The 22,010-nt window shown below is 45.0% G+C and carries 26 protein-coding genes and 2 pseudogenes; 23 read left to right on the top strand and 5 right to left on the bottom strand.

Annotated elements, in window-relative coordinates; translation table 11 throughout:
- Positions 1-187 precede the first annotated feature (187 nt).
- Positions 188-2,773 carry a Fe/S-dependent 2-methylisocitrate dehydratase AcnD gene (gene acnD / locus L1N97_RS08795; RefSeq protein WP_236129519.1) on the top strand — a complete coding sequence of 862 codons (2,586 nt, stop codon included), beginning with the start codon at positions 188-190 and terminating at the stop codon, positions 2,771-2,773.
- A 265-nt stretch (positions 2,774-3,038) separates the two neighbouring features.
- Positions 3,039-4,229, top strand: a complete 1,191-nt coding sequence (gene prpF, locus L1N97_RS08800) for a 2-methylaconitate cis-trans isomerase PrpF (RefSeq protein WP_236129713.1) — start codon at positions 3,039-3,041, stop codon at positions 4,227-4,229.
- A 337-nt stretch (positions 4,230-4,566) separates the two neighbouring features.
- On the opposite strand, the gene L1N97_RS08805 is transcribed toward prpF, so the two are convergent.
- Positions 4,567-5,538 (bottom strand): integron integrase, encoded by a 972-nt coding sequence (locus tag L1N97_RS08805; protein ID WP_329605545.1) that lies wholly within the window; start codon positions 5,536-5,538, stop codon positions 4,567-4,569.
- A 236-nt stretch (positions 5,539-5,774) separates the two neighbouring features.
- Here L1N97_RS08805 and L1N97_RS08810 point away from each other — a divergent pair, with 236 nt between their 5' ends.
- From L1N97_RS08810 to L1N97_RS08825, 4 genes are all read left to right on the top strand, one after another.
- Positions 5,775-6,095, top strand: a complete 321-nt coding sequence (locus tag L1N97_RS08810) for a hypothetical protein (RefSeq protein ID WP_236129520.1) — start codon at positions 5,775-5,777, stop codon at positions 6,093-6,095.
- A gap of 458 nt (positions 6,096-6,553) precedes the next feature.
- Positions 6,554-7,030 (top strand): DUF4265 domain-containing protein, encoded by a 477-nt coding sequence (locus tag L1N97_RS08815; RefSeq protein ID WP_236129521.1) that lies wholly within the window; start codon positions 6,554-6,556, stop codon positions 7,028-7,030.
- A 107-nt stretch (positions 7,031-7,137) separates the two neighbouring features.
- Positions 7,138-7,674: a hypothetical protein gene (locus tag L1N97_RS08820; RefSeq protein ID WP_236129522.1), complete on the top strand. Its 537-nt coding sequence runs from the start codon at positions 7,138-7,140 to the stop codon at positions 7,672-7,674.
- A 104-nt stretch (positions 7,675-7,778) separates the two neighbouring features.
- The gene (locus tag L1N97_RS08825) at positions 7,779-8,306 is read left to right on the top strand and encodes a GNAT family N-acetyltransferase (protein WP_236129523.1); all 528 of its coding nucleotides are present in this window, start codon (positions 7,779-7,781) and stop codon (positions 8,304-8,306) included.
- Positions 8,307-10,571: 2,265 nt separating this feature from the next.
- On the opposite strand, the gene L1N97_RS08830 is transcribed toward L1N97_RS08825, so the two are convergent.
- Positions 10,572-10,751 (bottom strand): hypothetical protein, encoded by a 180-nt coding sequence (locus tag L1N97_RS08830; RefSeq protein ID WP_236129524.1) that lies wholly within the window; start codon positions 10,749-10,751, stop codon positions 10,572-10,574.
- 65 nt (positions 10,752-10,816) lie between these two features.
- Between L1N97_RS08830 and L1N97_RS08835 the strand changes: the two genes are divergently transcribed.
- The 8 genes from L1N97_RS08835 (at position 10,817) to L1N97_RS08870 (ending at position 14,508) form a co-directional block, all read left to right on the top strand.
- A complete protein-coding gene (locus L1N97_RS08835) occupies positions 10,817-11,263 on the top strand; it encodes a hypothetical protein (RefSeq protein WP_229585786.1) in 447 nt (148 codons plus the stop codon).
- 96 nt (positions 11,264-11,359) lie between these two features.
- Positions 11,360-11,758 (top strand): hypothetical protein, encoded by a 399-nt coding sequence (locus L1N97_RS08840; protein ID WP_236129525.1) that lies wholly within the window; start codon positions 11,360-11,362, stop codon positions 11,756-11,758.
- A gap of 100 nt (positions 11,759-11,858) precedes the next feature.
- A complete protein-coding gene (locus L1N97_RS08845; protein ID WP_236129526.1) occupies positions 11,859-12,065 on the top strand; it encodes a hypothetical protein in 207 nt (68 codons plus the stop codon).
- Between the two features lie 147 nt (positions 12,066-12,212).
- Positions 12,213-12,605 carry a hypothetical protein gene (locus tag L1N97_RS08850; RefSeq protein WP_236129527.1) on the top strand — a complete coding sequence of 131 codons (393 nt, stop codon included), beginning with the start codon at positions 12,213-12,215 and terminating at the stop codon, positions 12,603-12,605.
- A gap of 87 nt (positions 12,606-12,692) precedes the next feature.
- Entirely contained in the window at positions 12,693-13,127 is a 435-nt protein-coding gene (locus L1N97_RS08855) for a hypothetical protein (protein WP_236129528.1), read from the top strand.
- A 164-nt stretch (positions 13,128-13,291) separates the two neighbouring features.
- Positions 13,292-13,546 carry a type II toxin-antitoxin system Phd/YefM family antitoxin gene (locus L1N97_RS08860; protein WP_236129529.1) on the top strand — a complete coding sequence of 85 codons (255 nt, stop codon included), beginning with the start codon at positions 13,292-13,294 and terminating at the stop codon, positions 13,544-13,546.
- The gene (locus tag L1N97_RS08865) at positions 13,539-13,802 is read left to right on the top strand and encodes a Txe/YoeB family addiction module toxin (protein ID WP_236129530.1); all 264 of its coding nucleotides are present in this window, start codon (positions 13,539-13,541) and stop codon (positions 13,800-13,802) included. Before L1N97_RS08860 ends, L1N97_RS08865 begins: the two co-directional genes overlap by 8 nt.
- A gap of 181 nt (positions 13,803-13,983) precedes the next feature.
- A complete protein-coding gene (locus L1N97_RS08870) occupies positions 13,984-14,508 on the top strand; it encodes a hypothetical protein (protein WP_236129531.1) in 525 nt (174 codons plus the stop codon).
- Between the two features lie 574 nt (positions 14,509-15,082).
- On the opposite strand, the gene L1N97_RS08875 is transcribed toward L1N97_RS08870, so the two are convergent.
- Positions 15,083-16,237 carry an IS110 family transposase gene (locus L1N97_RS08875; protein WP_226752477.1) on the bottom strand — a complete coding sequence of 385 codons (1,155 nt, stop codon included), beginning with the start codon at positions 16,235-16,237 and terminating at the stop codon, positions 15,083-15,085.
- Between the two features lie 609 nt (positions 16,238-16,846).
- On the opposite strand from L1N97_RS08875, the gene L1N97_RS08880 reads away from it, so the two are divergent.
- A complete protein-coding gene (locus tag L1N97_RS08880; RefSeq protein WP_236129532.1) occupies positions 16,847-17,356 on the top strand; it encodes a hypothetical protein in 510 nt (169 codons plus the stop codon).
- Positions 17,357-17,518: 162 nt separating this feature from the next.
- A complete protein-coding gene (locus L1N97_RS08885; RefSeq protein ID WP_236129533.1) occupies positions 17,519-18,244 on the top strand; it encodes a hypothetical protein in 726 nt (241 codons plus the stop codon).
- A gap of 66 nt (positions 18,245-18,310) precedes the next feature.
- On the opposite strand, the gene L1N97_RS08890 is transcribed toward L1N97_RS08885, so the two are convergent.
- Both L1N97_RS08890 and L1N97_RS08895 read right to left on the bottom strand, forming a co-directional pair.
- Entirely contained in the window at positions 18,311-18,628 is a 318-nt protein-coding gene (locus L1N97_RS08890; protein WP_236129534.1) for a CcdB family protein, read from the bottom strand.
- Positions 18,628-18,873 (bottom strand): type II toxin-antitoxin system CcdA family antitoxin, encoded by a 246-nt coding sequence (locus L1N97_RS08895; RefSeq protein ID WP_229585775.1) that lies wholly within the window; start codon positions 18,871-18,873, stop codon positions 18,628-18,630. Before L1N97_RS08895 ends, L1N97_RS08890 begins: the two co-directional genes overlap by 1 nt.
- Positions 18,874-19,062: 189 nt before the next feature.
- Between L1N97_RS08895 and L1N97_RS08900 the strand changes: the two genes are divergently transcribed.
- The 7 genes and pseudogenes from L1N97_RS08900 to map all read left to right on the top strand — a co-directional run bounded on the left by L1N97_RS08900 (position 19,063) and on the right by map (position 21,965).
- Complete coding sequence (locus L1N97_RS08900) at positions 19,063-19,242, top strand: hypothetical protein (RefSeq protein WP_229585772.1); 180 nt, start codon at positions 19,063-19,065, stop codon at positions 19,240-19,242.
- 27 nt (positions 19,243-19,269) lie between these two features.
- A pseudogene (locus tag L1N97_RS08905) lies at positions 19,270-19,392 on the top strand (type II toxin-antitoxin system Phd/YefM family antitoxin); the annotation flags it as partial.
- A gap of 45 nt (positions 19,393-19,437) precedes the next feature.
- Positions 19,438-19,646: pseudogene (locus tag L1N97_RS08910) on the top strand (Txe/YoeB family addiction module toxin).
- A 105-nt stretch (positions 19,647-19,751) separates the two neighbouring features.
- Complete coding sequence (locus tag L1N97_RS08915) at positions 19,752-20,090, top strand: hypothetical protein (RefSeq protein WP_236129535.1); 339 nt, start codon at positions 19,752-19,754, stop codon at positions 20,088-20,090.
- 121 nt (positions 20,091-20,211) lie between these two features.
- Positions 20,212-20,652, top strand: a complete 441-nt coding sequence (locus tag L1N97_RS08920; RefSeq protein ID WP_236129536.1) for a GNAT family N-acetyltransferase — start codon at positions 20,212-20,214, stop codon at positions 20,650-20,652.
- Positions 20,653-20,983: 331 nt separating this feature from the next.
- On the top strand, positions 20,984-21,190 hold the full coding sequence (locus tag L1N97_RS08925; RefSeq protein WP_229585769.1) for a ParD-like family protein: 207 nt from the start codon (positions 20,984-20,986) through the stop codon (positions 21,188-21,190).
- Positions 21,183-21,965 (top strand): type I methionyl aminopeptidase, encoded by a 783-nt coding sequence (gene map, locus L1N97_RS08930; RefSeq protein ID WP_442967228.1) that lies wholly within the window; start codon positions 21,183-21,185, stop codon positions 21,963-21,965. Before L1N97_RS08925 ends, map begins: the two co-directional genes overlap by 8 nt.
- The last annotated feature ends 45 nt before the right edge of the window (positions 21,966-22,010 follow it).

Here is a 22,010-nt window from a genome sequence, read left to right on the forward strand (position 1 = left end):
TTCGTGTTAACGACAGGGCATTAAGCCATGACATCGAACCGGATGATGCACACCAAGGCGCCGTGAATACCTCCCTGTAGGCTTCACTTAGGCATCCATGCCTTCGAGACTTGGTTTAGCATCATCCGGTTCTCGTTTTGATGTAACTCGTTATCAATTTCCACTGTTAAGCAGATAGAGGCCGACCATGAATAGCCAATACCGCAAAAAATTACCGGGTACCCAGCTTGATTACTTCGACACCGAAGCGGCTGTGAATGCCATTGAGCCGGGCGCCTATGCCAAACTGCCTTACACCTCTCGGGTACATGCCGAGAACTTAGTACGTCGCTGCGATCCAGCGCTGCTAACCGAAGCCTTAAAGCAATTTATTTACCGTAAACGTGATCTCGACTTTCCTTGGTTTCCGGCACGCGTCGTGTGCCATGACATCTTAGGCCAAACCGCTTTAGTCGACTTAGCCGGCTTGCGGGATGCCATCGCTGAAAAGGGCGGTGATCCGGCCAAAGTTAACCCAGTGGTACCCACGCAATTGATTGTTGACCACTCGTTAGCGGTAGAACATGCCGGTTTTGAAGCGGATGCGTTTGAGAAAAACCGCGCCATTGAAGATCGCCGTAACGACGATCGCTTCCACTTTATTAACTGGACTAAAAAAGCTTTTAAAAACGTGGATGTGATCCCGCCGGGTAATGGCATTATGCACCAGATAAACTTGGAGCGGATGTCGCCGGTTATCCATGCTAAAGATGGTGTGGCCTTTCCAGATACGCTGGTGGGTACCGACAGCCACACACCTCATGTAGATGCGTTAGGGGTGATTGCGATTGGTGTGGGTGGCTTAGAAGCGGAAAGCGTGATGTTAGGCCGTGCTAGCTGGATGCGCTTACCCGATATTATTGGGGTAGAGTTAACCGGAAAAGCCCAGCCAGGCATTATGGCTACTGACATTGTACTGGCACTGACCGAATTTTTACGTAAATCAAAAGTGGTATCAAGCTACTTAGAGTTTTACGGCGAAGGGGCTGACAGCCTGAGTTTAGGTGATCGGGCCACCATTTCGAATATGACGCCAGAATATGGCGCAACGGCGGCCATGTTTGCCATTGATCAGCAAACCTTAGACTATTTAACGCTTACCGGCCGTGAGCCAGAGCAAGTTAAATTGGTTGAAACCTATGCCAAAACCGCTGGGCTGTGGGCTGAAAGCTTAAAAACAGCGGAATATGAGCGGGTATTAAAATTTGATTTATCTAGCGTAGGCCGCACTATGGCCGGGCCATCTAACCCGCATGCACGCTTAGCCACCAGCGATTTAGCGGCGCGCGGCATTGCCGCAAGCTATGTGCAAGAAGAGGGCAAAATGCCCGATGGCGCAGTGATTATTGCGGCTATTACCAGCTGTACCAACACCTCAAACCCACGCAACGTCATTGCTGCCGGTTTGTTAGCGCGTAATGCCAATAAAATGGGCTTAACGCGCAAGCCTTGGGTTAAATCGTCATTGGCGCCCGGCTCAAAAGCGGTAAAACTGTATTTAGAAGAGGGGGGGTTACTGCCCGAGCTTGAGCAACTGGGTTTTGGCATTGTCGGTTTTGCGTGTACCACCTGTAATGGCATGAGTGGCGCATTGGATCCGGTTATTCAGCAAGAAGTGATTGAGCGTGATCTGTACGCTACGGCCGTATTGTCGGGTAACCGCAACTTTGACGGTCGTATTCATCCGTATGCCAAACAAGCCTTTTTAGCCTCGCCAGCCTTAGTCGTGGCCTATGCGATTGCCGGGTCAATCCGTTTTGATATCGAAAAAGATGTGTTGGGCTACCATGATGGCAAAGCCATTACCTTAAAAGATATTTGGCCAAGTGATGAAGAAATTGATGCGGTAGTAAAAGCCAGCGTAAAACCTGAGCAATTTCGCAAAGTGTACGAACCCATGTTTGAAGTAAGCGTGGATTACGGTGAGCAAATTAGCCCACTGTATGACTGGCGGCCACAAAGTACTTATATTCGCCGCCCACCTTATTGGGAAGGCGCCTTAGCCGGTGAGCGTAGCCTAACCGGTATGCGGTCGTTAGCCGTGCTGGGTGATAATATTACCACCGATCACTTATCGCCTTCTAATGCCATTATGCTGGACAGCGCCGCAGGTGAATACCTGCATAAAATGGGCTTACCGGAAGAAGACTTTAACTCTTATGCCACGCACCGCGGCGATCACTTAACCGCCCAACGTGCCACCTTTGCAAATCCGAAGCTGATTAATGAAATGGCGGTGGTAGATGGCAAAGTAAAACAAGGCTCGTTAACCCGCTTAGAGCCAGAAGGTAAAGTGACCCGCATGTGGGAAGCCATTGAAACCTATATGCAGCGTAAACAACCGCTGATTATTGTGGCGGGCGCTGATTATGGCCAAGGTTCGTCACGCGATTGGGCGGCCAAAGGCGTACGCCTAGCCGGGGTAGAAGCGATTGCGGCTGAAGGCTTTGAGCGTATTCACCGTACTAACTTAATTGGTATGGGGGTGTTACCGCTAGAGTTTGCTGCGGGCACCACCCGTAAAACGCTGCAGTTAGATGGCACCGAAACCTATGATGTGGTGGGGGCGCGTACGCCACGTGCAACCTTAACCTTAGTGATCCACCGCGCCAATGGTGAAACGGTTAACGTGCCGGTAACCTGCCGTTTAGATACGGCTGAAGAAGTGTCTATTTATGAAGCAGGCGGTGTATTGCAGCGCTTTGCGCAGGATTTCCTGCAAGGAGCGGTGTAATGAGTTTTGAGTTCTAGCCAACCTTTAACTCCGGTCGCAACACCCCAAAAAGCTCGCCACAGCAATTACGATGGGCATTCCTGCCCATCGCCGAAGGCCAGCCTTAAAGGCTGTTCAAATTCGTTCCAGACGAATTTGTCACCTTGCTGTGGCGCTCGCTCAGACACTCTGTGTCGACTTTTGTGGGGATTCCGACCTACGTAATTGAACTCAGATATTTCTCACATTATTTAATGTGTTGAATTAAGACTCTTTTGAGGCAGAAATTATGATAGCACCACAGATTAAGATCCCTGCTACCTATATGCGTGGCGGAACCTCTAAGGGCGTGTTCTTTAAACTGGACGACTTACCCGCTGCTGCGCAAGTGCCGGGTAAAGCGCGGGATAACCTGCTGCTTAGAGTGATTGGCAGCCCGGATCCTTACGGTAAGCATACCGATGGTATGGGCGGCGCGACGTCAAGCACCAGTAAAACGGTGATTTTAAGTAAAAGCAGTAAAACCGATCATGATGTGGATTACTTGTTTGGCCAAGTAGCCATTGATAAGCCCTTTATTGATTGGAGCGGTAACTGCGGTAATTTGACCGCAGCGGTTGGCTCTTTTGCGATCAGCAATGGCTTAGTGGATGCAGAGCGCATTCCGGCCAATGGCATTTGTACCGTGCGCATTTGGCAAGCTAATATCAAAAAAACCATTATTGCCCATGTGCCGATAACAGGCGGTGAAGTGCAAGAAACCGGCGATTTTGAATTAGACGGCGTTACCTTTGCGGCGGCGGAAGTACAAATTGAGTTTCTCGACCCCGCTGCTGATGCAGGCGAAGGTGGCGGTGCCATGTTTCCAACCGGTAACCTGGTAGACGAGTTAGCGGTGCCGGGTGTTGGCCAGTTTAAAGCCACATTAATTAACGCCGGTATTCCAACTATCTTTGTTAATGCCGCCGATATTGGTTACAGCGGTATGGAACTGCAAGAAGCGATTAACAGTGACCCTGCTGCGCTGGCGCGCTTTGAAACCATTCGTGCCTATGGCGCGATAAAAATGGGCTTAATTAGCGATGTGAGTGAAGCCGCCGCCAGAGCACATACGCCCAAAGTGGCGTTTGTGGCACCACCGCAGAGCTATGTTTCATCCAGTGGTAAGCAGGTAGACAGCAGTGATATTGATTTACTGGTGCGAGCGCTGTCGATGGGCAAGTTACACCATGCCATGATGGGCACCGCTGCGGTTGCCATTGGCACAGCGGCGGCTATACCGGGTACGTTAGTAAACTTAGCTGCCGGCGGCGGTGATCGAGATGCAGTGCGTTTTGGTCACCCGTCAGGTACGCTGCGCGTAGGGGCTGCCGCAGAGCAAGTAGAGGGCGAGTGGACAGTAACCAAAGCCATTATGAGCCGCAGTGCGCGCGTTTTAATGGAAGGTTGGGTAAGAGTGCCAGGCGATTGCTTTTAGTAGAGGCAATGGATACAAACCAAACAGGGCGCTTTAGGCGCTCTGTTTTTTTCGTCAGGCTGGCGTGAAGCACACAGACAAAAACGAGTTCGACATTGTAGCGGTTAAAAAACTGTGCTCGCATAATTCGCCTGCTAGCGCCAATACTCACTACAGATTATGACCGCCGCTGTAAATAACATGATTCCTCTAATTTATTTTCACAGGTAAAACCGCTAGATCAAGAATAAGCGCTAAGCAGAACCTCAAACCATACAGCAATGAGGGCTTACACAACCGACATAAAATAGATTGATATAACAGAGTTTATTCAGATAATTGCAATCACACGGTTTATTTAAAGCAGCTGAGATAACGGGCTCTGCACAGCATTTCCCCCTTGTTTTAAGACATGGGTATAAATTTGCGTTGTTTTTACATCGGTATGGCCCAGTTGCTCCTGCACAGTACGTATATCCATACCGGCTTGCAAAAGATGGGTTGCAAAGGAATGTCGCAATGTATGACAGCTAACATGCTTGTTGATAGCCGCTTTACGAGCTGCAATTTTCACCGCTTTTTGCAAACCCGACTCATCTATATGATGACGACGCAGTAATTTAGAATCAGGATCAATGCTGAGTTTGCCGGATGGAAATAAATACTGCCAGCCAAGCTCTTTTGGTGCATTTGGGTACTTTCGTGCCAATGCAAATGGTAACCAAACACCCGCATAATCTCCAGTTGCCAGATCTTGATGATAGTAAGCTTCAACTATAGCAATTTGGCGTTTTAATGCCGGGACCAGTTCTGGAGCTAGAGTAACGCGCCGATGTTTACCGCCTTTACCGTGCCACACCATAATCGACAGATAGTCAAAATCAATAGCGGCAACCCGTAAACGCACCGCTTCCATTAAACGTAAGCCGCTGCCATATAACAATTGAGCTAGTAAGAGATAGCTCGGATCAATTTCTTTTAATAAGCGTTTAATTTCGTCTTTTGTTAATACAACAGGAAGCTTTCTTGGCTTACTGGATTGATTAAAGTTGAGATTAAGAGCGAGCGGGCGCTGAAAAATCTCTTTATACAAAAAGCTGAGGGCGTTCAACGCAAGTGCTTGTGTTTGAACTGCAACATGCCGTTCCACGGCAAGGTAACTTAAAAATTGTTCAACCTGCGCCTCACTTAAGTCTTTAGGGTGCTGCTTTTTATGAAATAAAATATAAAAGCGGATCCAGTATACATAGGTCTCCACTGTGCGCTTGGCATAGCGGCGTTTGTACATTTCTTCTGCGACAAAGTCTAAAAAAGGCGATTGCATAGTCATCTTACACCTCCGGCTTAATACTGTTTAAGTATACAGCTATTTTTGAAATGTCAAGTCGCTCTTGTTAGACGGATTGTTCCGTATTTGTTACATGCTTCTATAAATTTAATGTTGCAAAGTATTGTCTGCAGGGGTTTTTGTGGTTAATGTGTAAATCATTAAATTTACATTTGCGGAGAAGTCCGTGTTTAAATACGGAAATTTCTGTCGAATAAGCGTTATAAGGCAAGGTGATTATGTGGGAATCGTTCGATCCAAGTGATTGGGAAAGCTTGCCTCACTTGTCTGGTAGAGTTGCGACCGAAGACGATGTGAAAAATGGTGTTGCTGTTTTTTACATCCCTGAAGGAAGTTTTGCACTGAATGCAATGTTGCCAACATGTGTTATTCAGATCGATGAAGATACTGGAGAGAGAACGCCTGCAGTTGTAATTCAGGCCGAACAAGCTGGGGACCAAGTCTATTTGGGGCTGCGTTATTTAACTGGCGGTAATGGAATTTGCGGTCTAGATGAAGTTGAGCAATTGGAGGAGCCTAATGAAGAGTTTGCCATATAACAAGGCCAGCCAACATCGCTCCCTTCGGTCGCTGGACCTCGTTACACTCGGCCGCTGCTGGCGGCGTTAGCCGGCTGTCGAGAAGTTGTAGTTTCAAAATCAGTTTTACTTTTTGGCTCTGCTTGCGTTAAGTTGTATCTCACATGTTAATTTATTCCGTCAGGTTCGCCAGTTTGTTGGTCAGGTGCAATCTCTGATGGTGCGGTAGCGTTGTTCCTTTTGGCTCAGTCTCTCCGCTGGCTTTAAAGTTTTTAGGCACAAGCTATTTTCTGTATCGCACCTGGCTGGTTAGGTTTTTAATTTGCACAGGGTTGCTGCTGTTCGGCATCGCTTGGCGGCAGTGCCGCAAGGGTAGTGTGTTTGTCGCCGCTAACAAGGCGCACCATTCGCTCCCTGCGGTCGCTGGGACGCCAACCGCGTTGCGGTCGTCGCCCATGTGCTTTGCGTTAGGCATCTAAATGAGCAACGAAGGATTAGTTAAGGTTCACGTATCTTTACCCAATCACTGGATGATTGGTGGCGAGTCTATGTGGGCAGAGCCGCTAGGGAATAATATTTATCGGCTTGAAAATATTCCATTCTTTTCATACTCGTTAAATTTCAAGGATGAAGTAAAAGCTTTTGAGGACGAGAACGGCATTTTGGAAATTGAAAATGTCATAGCAAGAAGTGGTAACCGCACTCTCAGAATAATTTTTGACAAATCAATTGATAGAAATAAACAAGATTTTTATATCGAAAAAATTCGCGATTTGGATTGTTCATTGGAAAGATGGGATGAAACATACTTAACTGTCAATGTTCGTAAATCTGCTTGCTATTTAGATGTAATCGAACAGTTTGATATCTGGGATACGGAAGATATTTTTGCTTATGAAACATGTGACGAGCAAATTCCAGGATCCTTCGATGCTGAGCCGGATGACGATGCCTAACAAACTGTTTAAAGTGGACAAAATTACGTTGGCTTGGTTTCGCTCCGCTTCACATTTTAGCCAACATAATTTTGCCCATTAACAGGGCGTTAGGCATTTAGGAAAGTATGGATACATCTCAACTTGAACTTGAAGCCGAAGATTTCATTGCAAGTCGTTTGAATCGGCGTGATTTGCTTATTGCCAAACCAAAATTTGATGTTTTAGGAACAGACTTATTAGCTTTCTCTCAAATGAATGATGGCGTTAAATTTTGTCGTATTCAATGTAAAGGTCGCTCTCTATCAAAAAGTAAAAGATCAAATATTTCTATTCCTAGTAAATATGTGACAGATGGATTCATTGTATTTCTTTATATCGTCACACCATCTCCTGAGCCGTTCTTATATATGTTCTTCCCTGCTGAAGTTAGACAATGGACTAAAAATAAGGGCGATGATTTTGTTTTGGCATTTTCATTAAATAACTTTGAATCAAAATTAGCGTCTTATAAAGTTACAGATCTAAAGGTCAAAGCATTAAAGCTATTTATTGAAAACGCCAATGTGAGTGGAGAGTTCAGAAACTTAGTAGTTTCAGAAATTAATTTGTCTTGGCCTGCATTTACTGTTTCAGTTAATGCAACTCTTACAGATGGTGAGTAAATGCCTAACAATACGCATCACTCGCGGCCTGCAGCCGCTGGGACGCCAACCCGCTGCGCGGCTCGTCGCCCGTGTGCTAAGCGTTATAAAGTCTAGGTAATATTGTGGATCTCATAGGTCATAGGGTAAAGCTGTCGCCACTCGATAATTCTGATCGAGAGCTGTTTATTCAAATATCTATGTGTCCGAAAATGATGACTCATGTATATGAGCCTTGCACATATGAAGAGGCAATAGCTGCATTTGAAGTCAAAGCTCAGCTCTGGGACAGTAATGGCACAGGATGGCTTTCCTTTGGTATATCTGACTTAGCGTCAACTGAAAAACTTGGAAATATTGGACTTAAAATGGTTGACGATGAAGCAAAAGTCGCTGAAGTCGGCTTTATGATTAAGCTAGATGCTCAGGGTAAAGGCTTCGCTGCTGAAGCTTTAAAGTTAGTTCGAGATTTTGCGTTAACCGAGCTGGGTTTAAATAAGTTAGTTGCAACATGCTCGGTCAGTAATGTTGGTTCTTTTAAAGTGCTGGAAAAGCTGGGGTTTGTTCGAGAAGCGTGCTTAAAGAAAAATACCTTAATTAAGGGGCAACTTGTTGATGATTACATTTACCACCTATGCAAATCGACTTTATAACAAGTTGCTTAATTTCGTTCCGGCCACAAACAACATGGCCTCCACTGGACTGCCTACGCTGCGCTACGGCAGCCAATTAGCAAAGCGTTAGCAGGCTTTCTGGTTTTAACGGTTTTAGTCAGTAGTTTTTTTCGGCCTTGCTCGCGTGTGGTTTTCTTGGCGGCAGCGCCAAAAGTTTAAATTCGCCAGTTTGTCGGTTAGGTTCAATCCCTGATGGTGCGGTAGCGTTGTTCTTCTTGGCTTCGCTACACAGTTTTACAGGTTCCGGTTGGCTCGCCGTATCGCAGCTGGCTAGTTTAGTTTTTAATAAAAGCAGCCGTGCCATTGCTCGGGTTTGCCAGTGCGGCAAGCCGCGAAAGTCCGGTGTAGGCTGCTAACAAGCAAAGGCATCTGACACGTACCGCGCAGCTGCTTTGAGCGTTAGCTGGCTGTCGAGAAAGTTTAGGTACAAAATCTGTTTTACTTTTCGGCTCTGCTTGCGTTAAGTTGTATCTCAATTGTTAATTTATTCTATCAGGTTCGCTAGTTTGTTGGTCAGGTGCAATCTCTGATGGTGTGGTAGCGTTGTTCCTTTGGGTTCATTGGCTCCGCTGGCTTTAAAGTTTTTAGGCACCAGCTATTTCTCTGTATCGCACTTGGCTGGTTAGTTTTTTAATTTGCACAGGGTTGCTGCTGTTCGGCATCGCTTTGTCGGCAGTGCCGCGAGGGTAGAGTGTTTGTCGCCGCTAACAAGGCGCACCATTCGCTCCCTGCGGTCGCTGGGACGCCAACCGCGATGCGGTCGTCGCCCATGTGCTTTGCGTTAGCAGCTTTCGGGGTGTTTAGGGTTGTAACGGTTTTTCGTACTGGCATTGCTCTCGTTTAGTTCTTTTAGCGGCAAAGCCAAAACGTAAAGTCCGCCAGTTTGTGGTTTAGCTGCTGGCGGCGAGGGTGGTAGCGTTGTTCCTTTAGTTCATGGGCTCCGCTTACAACAGGTTTTTAAGTTCCAGTCATTTCGTTGTATCGCACTTGGCTGGTTAGGTTTTTAATTTATGGGTGCAGTTGCTTTGGTAAACATCGCGTGGCGGCAAGCCGCGAAATTGTGGTGTTTGCTGCTAACAAGTTACTGCACCGGAAAAATTACTCGCTGGCGCTCGTCATTTTCCGGTGAGCAATGCGTTAGCAGGCTTTCTGGTTTTAACGGTTTTAGTCAGTAGTTTTTTTCGGCCTTGCTCGCGTGTGGTTTTCTTGGCGGCAGCGCCAAAAGTTTAAATTCGCCAGTTTGTCGGTTAGGTTCAATCCCTGATGGTGCGGTAGCGTTGTTCTTCTTGGCTTCGCTACACAGTTTTACAGGTTCCGGTTGGCTCGCCGTATCGCAGCTGGCTGGTTTAGTTTTTAATAAAAGCAGCCGTGCCGTTGCTAGGGTTTGCCAGTGCGGCAAGCCGCGAAAGTCCGGTGTAGGCTGCTAACAAGCAAAGGCATCTGACGCTTACCGCGCAGCTGCTTTGAGCGTTAGCAGGCTTTCGGGGGTTTAACGGTTTTCGTCAGTAGTTTTGTTCGGCTGTGCTCGCGTTTGGTTTTCTTAGCGGCAGCGCCAAAAGGTTTAGCTCGCCAGTTTGTGGGTTTGCTGCAAACGGTGGTAGCGGTAGCGTTGTTCTTCGTGGCTTCGCTTAACAGTTTTAAAGGTTCCGGTTGGCTCGCCGTATCGCAGTTAACGGGTTTAGTTTTTAATTAAAAGCAGTCTGCCGTTGTTCGGGTTTGCCAGTGCGGCAAGCCGCGAAAGTCTGGTTCAGGCTGCTAACAAGCAAAGGCATCTGACGCGTACCGCGCAGCTGCTTTGAGCGTTAGCAGGCTTTCTGGTTTTAACGGTTTTAGTCAGTAGTTTTTTTCGGCCTTGCTCGCGTGTGGTTTTCTTGGCGGCAGCGCCAAAAGTTTAAGTTCGCCAGTTTGTCGGTTAGGTTCAATCCCTGATGGTGCGGTAGCGTTGTTCTTCTTGGCTTCGCTACACAGTTTTACAGGTTCCGGTTGGCTCGCCGTATCGCAGCTGGCTGGTTTAGTTTTTAATAAAAGCAGCCGTGCCATTGTTCGGGTTTGCCAGTGCGGCAAGCCGCGAAAGTCCGGTGTAGGCTGCTAACAAGCAAAGGCATCTGACGCGTACCGCGCAGCTGCTTTGGGCGTTAGCCGCTTTCAGGGTGTTTAGGGGTGTAAAGGCTTTCTGTTCTGGCTCGGCTCGCGTCTGGTTTTCTTAGCGGCAAAGCCAAAACTTAAAGTCCGCCAGTTTGTGGGTTAGTCGCTGGCGGCAAGGGTGGTCGCGTTGTTCTTCTTGGCTTCGCTCAATAGTTTTACAGGTTCCTGTTTGCTCGCCGTATCGCAGCTTACCGGTTCAGTTTTAATTAAAAGCAGCCTGCCGTTGTTCGGGTTTGCCAGTGCGGCAAGCCGCGCAAGTTCGGTGTGGGCTGCTAACAAGGCCAGGCAAGCGACGCCAAACAGCGGCGCGCCTGCTGGCAGCGTTAGGCATTCACGGAGGAACGATGCATTCTGCTAGTAATAAGTATCTTCTGGCTGCGGCGATATGTTGTTTCGCTGCTGCACTTGCTCATCTCGGTTGTATTGTGTTCGGAGGCGATTGGTATCGTTTCTTTGGTGCAGGCGAACAGATGGCTCGGATGGCAGAGCAAGGGCTTTGGTATCCGACAATTGTAACCTCTGTCATTGTCATGGTGCTTTTGGTTTGGGCGCTTTATGGCTTGTCTGGCGCAGGTGCAATTAAACGTTTACCACTGACAAAATTAGCGCTAATCCTCATCGCCAGTATATTTTTACTTCGTGGCGTTTCCTTCGTCGGGTTAATGCCAATGTTCCCAGAAAACAGTTTAACGTTTTGGTTAATTAGTTCTGGTATATGTTTGTTTATTGGCGGCCTGTTTGCTCTAGGTTCTTGGCAGCAGTGGTCAGTTTTAGGTGTAAAAAATGCCTAACAATACGCATCACTCGCTCCCGTTGGTCGCTGGGACGCCAACCCGCTGCGCGGCTCGTCGCCCGTGTGCTTTGCGTTATACATCTTGGAGTTTAGATTGAACTTTCAAAGTGCATTTGAAAAAAATCTTAAAGCTACTGCGAAGTTTGTACTCTTAGTGCTTCCGGCAATAATTATTTTCATTTTTTTTCAGTCTGGAAAGGTTGAAGACGCTTCACGTTTAATTGAGTTAGCTCACTTGCTTGCAATACTACCTTTGGTTATTGCCGCCGTAGCAGCATATACGGCGCTTAAGTTGTCATCACTAAATAAATATTTTTGCGCGCTACTGTTTTCATTTTCGTCTACTGCACTTGCATCAATTTACTTTTTTATCTCAAACATTTTTGATGGTTCCGAAATGGATTTTGCTTATCTGAAAATAATGAACGTTTTATCAATTGGGCTTTTTTTTGTATTGTATTTTCAATTTCCGTTGAGTAATAAAGATGTATAACAATGCGCACCATTCGCTCCCGTTGGTCGCTGGGACGTCAACCCGCTGCGCGGCTCGCCGCCCATGTGCTATGCGTTATGTGCCAAATTAGGCTTTTGCTATGACCGATCATGAACGCACATCACTTAGAGACAAGATCAGGAATATCATTGATCTTAAAATTTTTGTGCTTTCAGTTTCGATCGTTTTTATGGTTAGTGCACTGATTTCCTGGTACACAGATTTTAGCTTTTGGTGGACAGCTCTACTCGTGGCGGTAGCAGTTCTAGCAAATGGGATCATCATTGCGTTTGAGAAGGATATTTAAACAGTGTATCTAGCCTCAAGTAACACAGTCTTAGTCAAGGCACATAACAAGTCGGTTAAGTCGCCTTCGGCTGGGACGCAAAAATGCTGCGCATTTTCACGCCCCTTACCGAGGCGTTATACCTGCTAACCAGCATTGGATTCAGATATGAGAAATGTTGTGTTTTGTTTTGGTTTTCTTACATTAATCTCTGTAATTATTGGCACATTAGCAGCTATAGGTTTAGTAGCCGGAGTATTAACTAACGTTTATCCAGATATATCACTTAGTGTTACTTCTATAATTTTTTTTCTGCTTGCAGCAATTAATGCTGTGATCGCTTACAGCCTAGTCAATCGAAAGAAATGGGCCTATAAATTAGGTGCTTTAGAGATGTTAATGGTTATTTCTTTGGCTGTGGTTAATTTAGCGTTTCATGGTTTTTCGGCGTTAACGGGCGCATTAGTATGGATTCTGATTTCAGTGGTTATAATGGTGGAGCTGAAGAAAGACTTTAAATTAAATGATCAGTTAAGTAATGGTGATATGCCGCATGTATAACAATCGCCATCAAAAACGCGCCCTTTGGGCGCTCGACTCGCAACAAGTTGCTCGCGTTTGTGGCGAGCGTTATGTTTCAGGTCAGTCATGATTGAATATTTGGAATTTGAGCAATTATCCGAAATAGATGATCTGCTGAAACTAAGAGTTAAGGGCAAAAGTAGCGGCTTTGCCGGTACTGCCGATTGCTACGTTAACGAAGACCAATTTCAAGCGTTTTGCGCACAACTAGTTGGCTTTCCCAAGAAACGAGAGGATAGCATTCGGTTTTGCTCTGGTGAAAGTGATCAATTGTCTCACTTCGATATTGAGTTCTCTTGCATCGATAGTTCCGGGCGCATACTGGCGGCAATACAAATTGTATCCAGAGATACGCGTTATCCCCGAGAGAAGGTATGTTTTGTGGCTTCGTTATCATTTAAGGTAGAACCAGCCACATTTGATCGTTTTATTAAAGGCTTATCTCGGGTTTTGGTAATTAATAATGTGGGTTTAAAAGCGGTCCTAGCAAATGAAACATAACAATGCGCAGCACTCGCTCCCGTTGGTCGCTGGGACGCCAACCCGCTTCGCGGCTCGTCGCCCGTGTGCTTTGCGTTAGCAGCAAAAAAATACATGTACCATATATTGTACATATAAAGTAACTGAGTTATAGTTATTCAATAAAATGTACATATAGGTGATTTATGAGAGTTGTATCTTTTACTGAAGCAAGAAATGGATTAAAAGCTGTTTTAGACTCTGTCGTTAATGATGCAGACACCACTGTTATAACGCGTCGAGATTCAGATGATGCGGTAGTGATGTCATTAGATTATTACAATAGTTTGATGGAAACAGTTCATTTATTAAAGTCTCCTGCAAATGCAGAACATTTAAACAAATCAATAGCTCAATATAAAAGTGGTAAAACTACGCAAAGAGATATAGTCGATGAGTAGTAGGCTACTTTGTTGGACTGATGAAGCTTGGAATGATTACGTTTACTGGCAAGGCCAGGACAAAAAGACATTAAAGCGTATAAACAAATTAATCAGTGACACTAAGCGTTCACCATTTGAGGGTATTGGAAAGCCTGAGCCTCTTAAAGAAAATTTGTCAGGTTTCTGGTCACGCCGAATTGATGACACCAATCGTTTAGTTTATGCCGTTGATGATAAAACGCTAACCATAATAACGTGCAGGTATCATTACTAATGTGCATGCACCAAATAAAGCTGCTAACAAGGCGCTCTACCGGATTCCATAATTTGTCGCGGTTTTTGCAAAGAAACGCAAAAAGCCGCGCCAAATTATTCCACCGGTAAGCTTGGCGTTATGTGTTGGTTGATTTGGATGATAAAACCGGCGACATTATCGCTTGAAATACTGTTGCTACATGACGAAAATCGTTAGCGTGCTGTTACACCGTAGCTGGTTATTAAATAAGGCTCAACCCATTACTATAACAATGATACTGCAGCAAAGTTCTGTTAGCCGCACACACAAGCTTTATAAGATCCTGCTGGTTAATGGCATTATCTTAAGTGCCACCTTTTTTGGCTATAAGTACCTGCCAGCGTTAATAGCGCTGGAACCGCGCCACAGCGGCCGTTTAATGGCGCTGCTGGCAATTGCACCGCTGTTAGCACTGTTTTGTTCTATTGCTATAGGCGCAAGGCAGCCGAAAACCTTTAGTGCTAGCCTTGATGGCATCACGCTAAGCGATGGCATCGCCGGCAGCGAGTTTTACCCCTGGCACAATATCAGCGGCTTCAAGCTAAACCCCAACCGCAAAGTACTAACATTTCGTATAGAAAGCCTGGAACTTAAGCAAACCCTGCGGTTAAAGCAGTTTGGTATTACCGAACTGCAGCTTGAGCAATTGCAGCAGCTGGCAGCAGTGGGGTTAAAAAGCAAGTAGGGGATGGCAGATTTGTACCAAAAGCAGATATTCGTTCTGGTATTTAGTTTCCGAAAACCGCTGTATTTGTATGCACATAATGCCCAAGCCTAACTCACGCTTTGTTAGACGGGTTAACCCGTATTTGTTGCTGGCACAAATACCAGCTGTACCTATAAGTCATTGTAAGTTTAAAAGAAGCGGTGTAATGTTTCGTACATTAAATTTACAAAGGCAGGTTAACCCGTGTTTAAAAGCGGGTCGACCCGCCGAATAAGCGTTGGTATGACTCCCCACGTCAAGCAGATTGAGTAAAATCCTGCTCATTAAAGAACCCTTTTTTTGCTGTTAAAGCGAGTTAATGCATCAGATGAAGCTGGTAATGTTCGTCGGTTGTCATGGCGAAGCGTCGCCCCGGTGGTACCCGTGGATTATTAGCTTTCGCTAACAGAGCCTACTTTACTTGATCCGCCGTGGCACCTGTCTTCAGTCTATGTACGAGGTTCAACAGCCGTGAGGCTGTTGCCATCCTAACGCCGTCGGTGGTTGTGCCACACCCGCTGCTTGATCCAATGCATTAACTCTAACTCGTTTTTCATGCTGGCACCCTTGCTAACCGCTTAGCGGGGTTCACGGGTGTTAGCACGACTTCTCTGGAGATGGCCCAGATATAGGCAATCATCTCTCTGGCAATGGCGGTAACGACTAAGTTGTAGTGTTTGCCACGCTTCATTAAACGTTGATACCGTCGGCATAATCTAAGCTGTGCTTGCCAAGCGATATCAACGATTTCCTTGCTGAGACTTTCCTGTCGTTTTTGCAGCTCCGTTGATACGTTGGCGGCATAGCGATAAGTATGCGCACCTTCGACCAATAAGCGTCTGGCACGGGTATTCCCCGTTCGGGTAATGCCACCTTGCTTGCGTTTACCGCCACTGGAATGCTCAGAGGGGACCAAGCCGAGATAGCTCATGAGTTTTCTCGGGTGGTCGAAGCGGGATAAATCACCCAGCTCGGCAATCACGCCGACAGCCACTAATAAGCGCACCCCCCGCATGGCTTGAATGGCTTTCACAACAGGGTAGTAACGCCAGTTTTTCACATGGTAACTGAGTTCGTTATCCAGTCGCTCAAGGCGTCGGATACGCTCGGTAATGGTTTGTATCGCTTCCTGCAAAACAATCTGTTGCGAAGGATGCGGCAATATCAATTCGGTAAGCCAGCGTAGGTGTTTGGCTGACCAATTATCTTGTATGTCACAGCGGATATTGTTGCGCAGCAGCATGGCTTTAAGCTGATACTTTGCGTCTTTTAAATCCTTCATGGCGGTTTCACGCGCGCGTGATAAATCGCGCATGGCTTCGTCCTCAGGCTCTGGGACATAGATAGGGGCCATATCGCCAGAGCGCAGCAGTAATGCTAATTTCACGGCATCACGTTTGTCAGTTTTAACGCGCTCACCGGCTTTTTTAGGAATTAACGACGGTGCCACGACATAACAACAGTGGCCTAAACTTGTTAAAAAGCGATAAATCCAGTATCCACACGGGCCTGCTTCATAAACAAAATGCAGCGTACTGCCGGGGTGCTTAGATTCGAACTGGCGGACAAGCTTTTGCAGTGCTTGTTTGGTGCCGTTAATGCGCCCGAGACTAACAGGCTTGGCTTCGCGATTGTCTTCGATATAGGCCACTTCAAAGAACTCTTTGTGAGTATCTAAGCCGATAAAAGTTATGCTATTGTTAACCATGCTGACCTCCGATATTGTATATTCAACAAATACAGTATGGATCTGGTTGCGAAACTAACCCACGAATTCGGAGGTCAGCACCTCGTGGGGAGTCATTATGTCTATGTGCTTAGGTTGTCATGAGCGTCGGCAATAGAGTTTATAAATGAACACACGCGAGTACTTGCTAGCTTTATTCGATATTCATTCGGGCTCACTTCCAGTAAGAATTGCCTGCGATAAGTTTATTTCTCGCGAATTACTCTCGGAGCTCATTCAAAAAGGTTACGTTAGTGCGACAATGTTGGCACCTGACAAATCCGTATTTGTGAATCCCTCTCTTACAGAGAGTGGTAAAAATATGCTCTTTGAATTAAGGCAAATGAACCCGGAATTATCAAAGACATTATTATTCAGAAAATACAGAGCAATAATAATGAACATTTTATATTCAGTTATTACATTTTTCGTTATGGACTTTTTTTTCAGGGTAATTCGCGGTGGCTATTAGTATAAAACTCGCACATAACAATGCGCACCATTCGCTCCCTGCGGTCGCTGGGACGCCAAACTCGCTGGCGCGTTTTTGTCGCCCATGTGCTTTGCGTTATGTGTTCCTGAGGAGTTATTTTGAGATTTAACATTGTTTTATTGGTATGCCTAGTCGCTGGATGTGCTGGTTTGCCGGATTATGCAGAACCGCCAACTGATACACCCTCTTCTAAGCTACTATTTAAACACGATTTTGAAGCACCTTTTCTTGGGTACTCAACATTTGTAAATTTTCATACAGAAGAAGAACCTTGTGGCAAATCGTTTGGCTCTGATAGCGGTGCAAGACTTGTGGTTTTAGACAAGGGTAATCCACTAATTTCTGAGTTGAATCCAGACGGTGTAAAATTGTCAATAGATAAGAAATATACTTTTATGATTTTGTCAGTTGCTGGCCCAATTAATTGCGCTATCTACACCTCATTTAGTCCCAAAGCAAATGAGAGTTATGAAATTAAAGTTTCTGGTGAACTTCATTCGTTTTCAAGATCATGCAAGGCTGAGCTATTTAAGGCGGATGAAAATACTAAACAATTGTCTCCGGTAGAGTTTGAATATTATGGTAATTGTCACGAGTCTGCCGAATGAACACATAACAAACGCCTCATGGCACTCACTGTCGTTCGTACGGACACACAATTCGTTGTGGAATTTGTATTTCGCTGCGCTATATTATTGCAAATACTACAACAAATCGTGCGACGCATAGGTGAGCGTTAAATGCTGTCAAACTCAAGTTCAGGAGTTCAAATGAAAATATACAAGGCCGTAATGTTATCTTTGGCTATTACCTTGAGTGGCTGCGCTTCTTATACAACGCCGGGAGGGAGCGTTCAGCTAAGTCAATTAGCTGATTCAGATATCAATGAGTTAATGTCCAAAAAGCCCACAGCCTCTTTTCCTGCCAATATTGCGGTAGCACGAGTTCAAGCTCCCGGCTATCAATCTTATAAAGTTAATAGTTTTGGTACAGGGCGTTATAGCGTAATTACGACGAGAGAGGTGGAGTCTGATGACGATTTCATTAGACTCTCTAAATTACCTCAACTTGCCGGTATTGCGCCTTTAAACAGGATTTTGCTTCCAGTAGATCTTGATTCTGTGAAAACGTTGCGCGAAGCGTCAGCACGCCTGAAAGCAGATATTCTTTTAATCTATACTTTTGATACGACGTTTCATGCAGGTGAACAAAAATTCGCTCCTTTGAATGTTATTTCGCTAGGCTTCTTGAAAAATAAACAAGTTACTGTAACAACAACAGTATCTGCGGCCTTTTTCGATGTTAGAACGGAATATTTGTATGGTCTTTCGGAAGCAACTGCACAAGAAGTTAAAGCTGCCAGTGTCTGGAGCACTTCTGATGCAGTAGACGATTTGAGGATTAATACGGAAAAAGCCGCATTTCAAAAGTTAGTTCCTGAAATCGAGAAAACATGGTTAGGTATTGTTTCGCAATATTCCAACAATGGCATTTAACAAACCGCGTCATTTGGGGCATGCGGCCCCTGCGACGCTCACAAGTTCGCGCGCATGCGCGGGGCGTTATATACCAGTAATCAAAAAGTCTATAGCAGCGATAATCTCATCTCTGAAAGTGCTTAAATCTGTGAGGGGCTCTACTAATATTTTGGTTGGAATACTTGCCATTTGTTGCGTAAGAACAACAAAGTCGCCTTGTTCAATATGGATAGTCGGACACAAATGGCTTGGTACTTTTTTTTCTAATAGATGTATTGGTGTAAGTGGGATGACCAATCGAGTATTTAGGGTGCTTAGCAGCTCACTTTGCACGTCAACAAAATAGGGATAAGCTTTAGATGTATTTTTGTCGAGATTTTTGTAAAGAGTAAATTGAGACATCAGAATACTCGGTATGAATCAGAAAAAAGACCATGTTTTTCAGTAAGTTCATTGTAAGCCTGAATAGAGTTGGCGTTCTGTTCTAACCATTCAGCTTTTAATTTAGAGGAAACCTCTTTTTCTAAAGCTTTTTCCATTGTAGCGGATAGATTGATATTAAGGCGCTTAGCTTCAGCAAGTAACTCACTGTTTAAACTAAGATTTGTGGCCTTTTTTGGGGCTTGTGCATTAAATGTGGTTCTCATAAGGCAACTCCGTGCGCATTTGTTATGCGCATTAATTGTAGTGGTAATAATGGCATTTAACAAACAAATTTTTATCGCCAGCAAAAAGCGCTGGCTGCGTTGTCAAACCGCTGCGCGGCTTTCCGCGCTAATTTTGGGCGTTATGTGTATTCGAATTTATTTCGCAAGTAAATGAGGTAGGGACGAAAAATGAAAAAGATCATGGAAAAAAGTGAAACAAAAATACAGAGGTTTGTACCGATACTTTGGATTCTTACTGGGGTGCTTTTCTTGCTGCCTAGTATATTCGGTTCATCAAAAAATCCACCACCAATAGGTGTTGGCATGATGTTTATTATTTTGGGTATTGTATTTTTTAAGAAGAAATAGTCAGGTGCATAAACCACCAAGAAACCCTACAACAGTCTGATGGAGACGTTGCACTTACAGCGTTCACCTGCCAATACTGAGCATTTAAATCGGTCAATTAAACAATTCAAAGCAGGTAAAGTCGCCTACAAAGACGGGATAGATAAGTAGTCGTCTACTGTCATGGACTGACCAATCTTGCAGCGATTATCTGTATTGGCAAACCCAAGAAAAAACACGCTCAAACGAATAAACAAGCTTATAAATGACATTAAACGCTCACCGTTTGAAGGTATTGGTAAGCCAGAGCCATTAAAGGAAAACTTAGCTGGTTTTTGTCCCGACGTATAGACGATACGAATCGATTAGTCTTGGCAGTTGATGACAATACGATTACGATAATCTCGTGTCGTTATCACGATTAAATGGGGCCCTTGTGCAGGGCTGCTAACAAGTTACTGCATCGAAAACATAACTCGCTGTCGCTCGTCACTTACCGGTAAGTAAAGCGCGATTTGCTAAGGACGATTTTGAGAACACTTCAACTTTTAGGTTTTATATTTGCGATTGCTGGGTTTATTTTAGGCTACGTGATGCTGGCCCCTATTGATGGCGAAACATCAGAAGCTTCAGCAGGAGGCGCAGGTATAGGCATTATATTTATGGTGTTACCCATGCTTGGTTGGTCTGCGTTAATGTTAGTACCTTCTTCATTTGCTTTGTTTAACAACGCAGTAAGACAACGTAATTACTTTAAAGGTCATTTCTGGTTAAATCTTTGGAGATTGAATCTGGTGATTTCCGCCGTATATATAGCTGTTGTTTTATATGTCGCTTATCTGTGGTTTAAAATCAGCTTTGGCAACTAACGATATCCATCAAAAACGCGCCCTTTGGGTGCTCGAATAACAACACGTTGCCCCGGATGGGTCTTCAACCCGCTGCGCAGCTTGCCGCAGCATAGTTAGGCGTTAAGCCTTTAAATGAGCTATGAGCATTATAATAGAAATCGGCAGTACTGCAGATATTGTAGCCCTAAGCAAACTGATACCCGAGTTTGAGCAAGCCACAACTTTTGAGCAATTAGAGAGTAGGCTTGCTGGAGTCGTTAGTTTAATTTTAGTAGCAAAGTGTCAAGGGGCTCTTATTGGCTATAAAGTGGGTTATCAATTCACTGAAGATACCTTTTATAGTTGGCTAGGTGGCGTTATTCCTGAGCATAGAAAGCATGGTGTTGCAACGCAGCTGCTTAATTATCAAGAAAAATGGGTTTGGAATGCAGGTTACAAACAAATTAAGGTGAAATCCATGGATCGCTTTCCTAGCATGCTTAAGATGCTGACATCAAACGGCTATGAAATAGTTGGCCTAGATAAAAGTGTTTGTGGTTCAGAGGACAAAATTGTGTTTTTAAAAAGGTTAGTAGTTTAGGCATCACCAACACTTAAAACCAAGCGGCCTGCAGCTGCTAAACTCGTTAGCAGTATAGCGTTATGTGAAAACTAGCGAAGCTAAACCACCATTCAAAGTGCTCTTATGCATTATTACCATCTTAATGTCGACTGGAACGCTCGGTAGGAATGCCATCTTTTAAAGCCCTATGATCTGCTGCCTTTAATGGCAATTGAAAAATTTTTGGGTATTCGGCTGCGTAATAATGGCGTTTGAAGCGGGCGTAGAGCAGGTTAAATAACTTGAGCAGATTGCAAAGCTGTTATTGGCAATATATGATTCGTATATGAATCATATATAAGGGTTGGCTATGGGAATTGTAAAAATTGATGACGAGCTACACGAAGAAATTCGCAAGGCGAGTTCCGTGATGGTTCGCTCTATTAATGCTCAGGCTGAGTTTTGGATAAAGGTGGGTATGCTTGCCGAGGCGAATCCTAATATGTCTTTTTCTGACATCATGCGCGAGCAAATGAAGCAGGCTCAGGTAGAGGTAAGGATGGTTGTCGGTGGCTAGCATAAAACTGAAAAGTGCCGAAGAATTAACTGTTATGCGCGAGTCTGGCCGGCTTTTGGCGGCAGTGTTTGCTTACCTTGATGATTTGATTGTCGAGGGTGTTTCAACAATGGCGATCAATGATCTAGCGGAACAATTTATTACTGAACAGTTGTCAGCTCGTCCAGCAAGTAAAGGCCAGTATGGCTATCAATATGTTCTGAATAGTTCAGTAAACCAGGTGGTATGTCACGGGGTTCCTTCAACTACGCAAAAGCTGAAATCTGGGGATATTATCAACATTGATATCACCTTAGAGCAGGGCGGATATATCGCTGACTCCAGCAAAATGTACATGATAGGTAACGTAATGCCAGCCGCTAAGCGACTGGTCGATATAACCTATGAGGCCATGTGGCAAGGGATCTATAGTGTTAAGCCTGGTGCCACTCTCGGGGATATTGGTCATGCTATCCAGCGTCATGCTCAGAAATATGGCTACACTGTTGTTCGCGAGTATTGCGGGCATGGCATTGGCCGCGAAATGCATGAAGAGCCACAGATATTGCATTATGGTCAACCCGGCAAAGGGTTAGTGCTGCAAGAAGGAATGGTGTTCACCATAGAGCCGATGATTAACCAAGGTAAGGCCAAGGTTAAGTTGAAGAAAGATGGGTGGACGGTTGTTACCAGCGACAAGAAGTTATCTGCTCAGTGGGAGCATACCGTGGCTGTCACCTCAGAGGGGTACGAGGTTTTAACGCTTAGAGCTGAAGAGCGCATTAAACCAAGTTAAGTACCGTAACGTTAGCTTAGGTTGTGCCTGCGCTTTTATGCGGTA

This window comes from Rheinheimera sp. UJ63, from assembly GCF_021568285.1.
Lineage (GTDB): Bacteria > Pseudomonadota > Gammaproteobacteria > Enterobacterales > Alteromonadaceae > Alishewanella > Alishewanella maricola.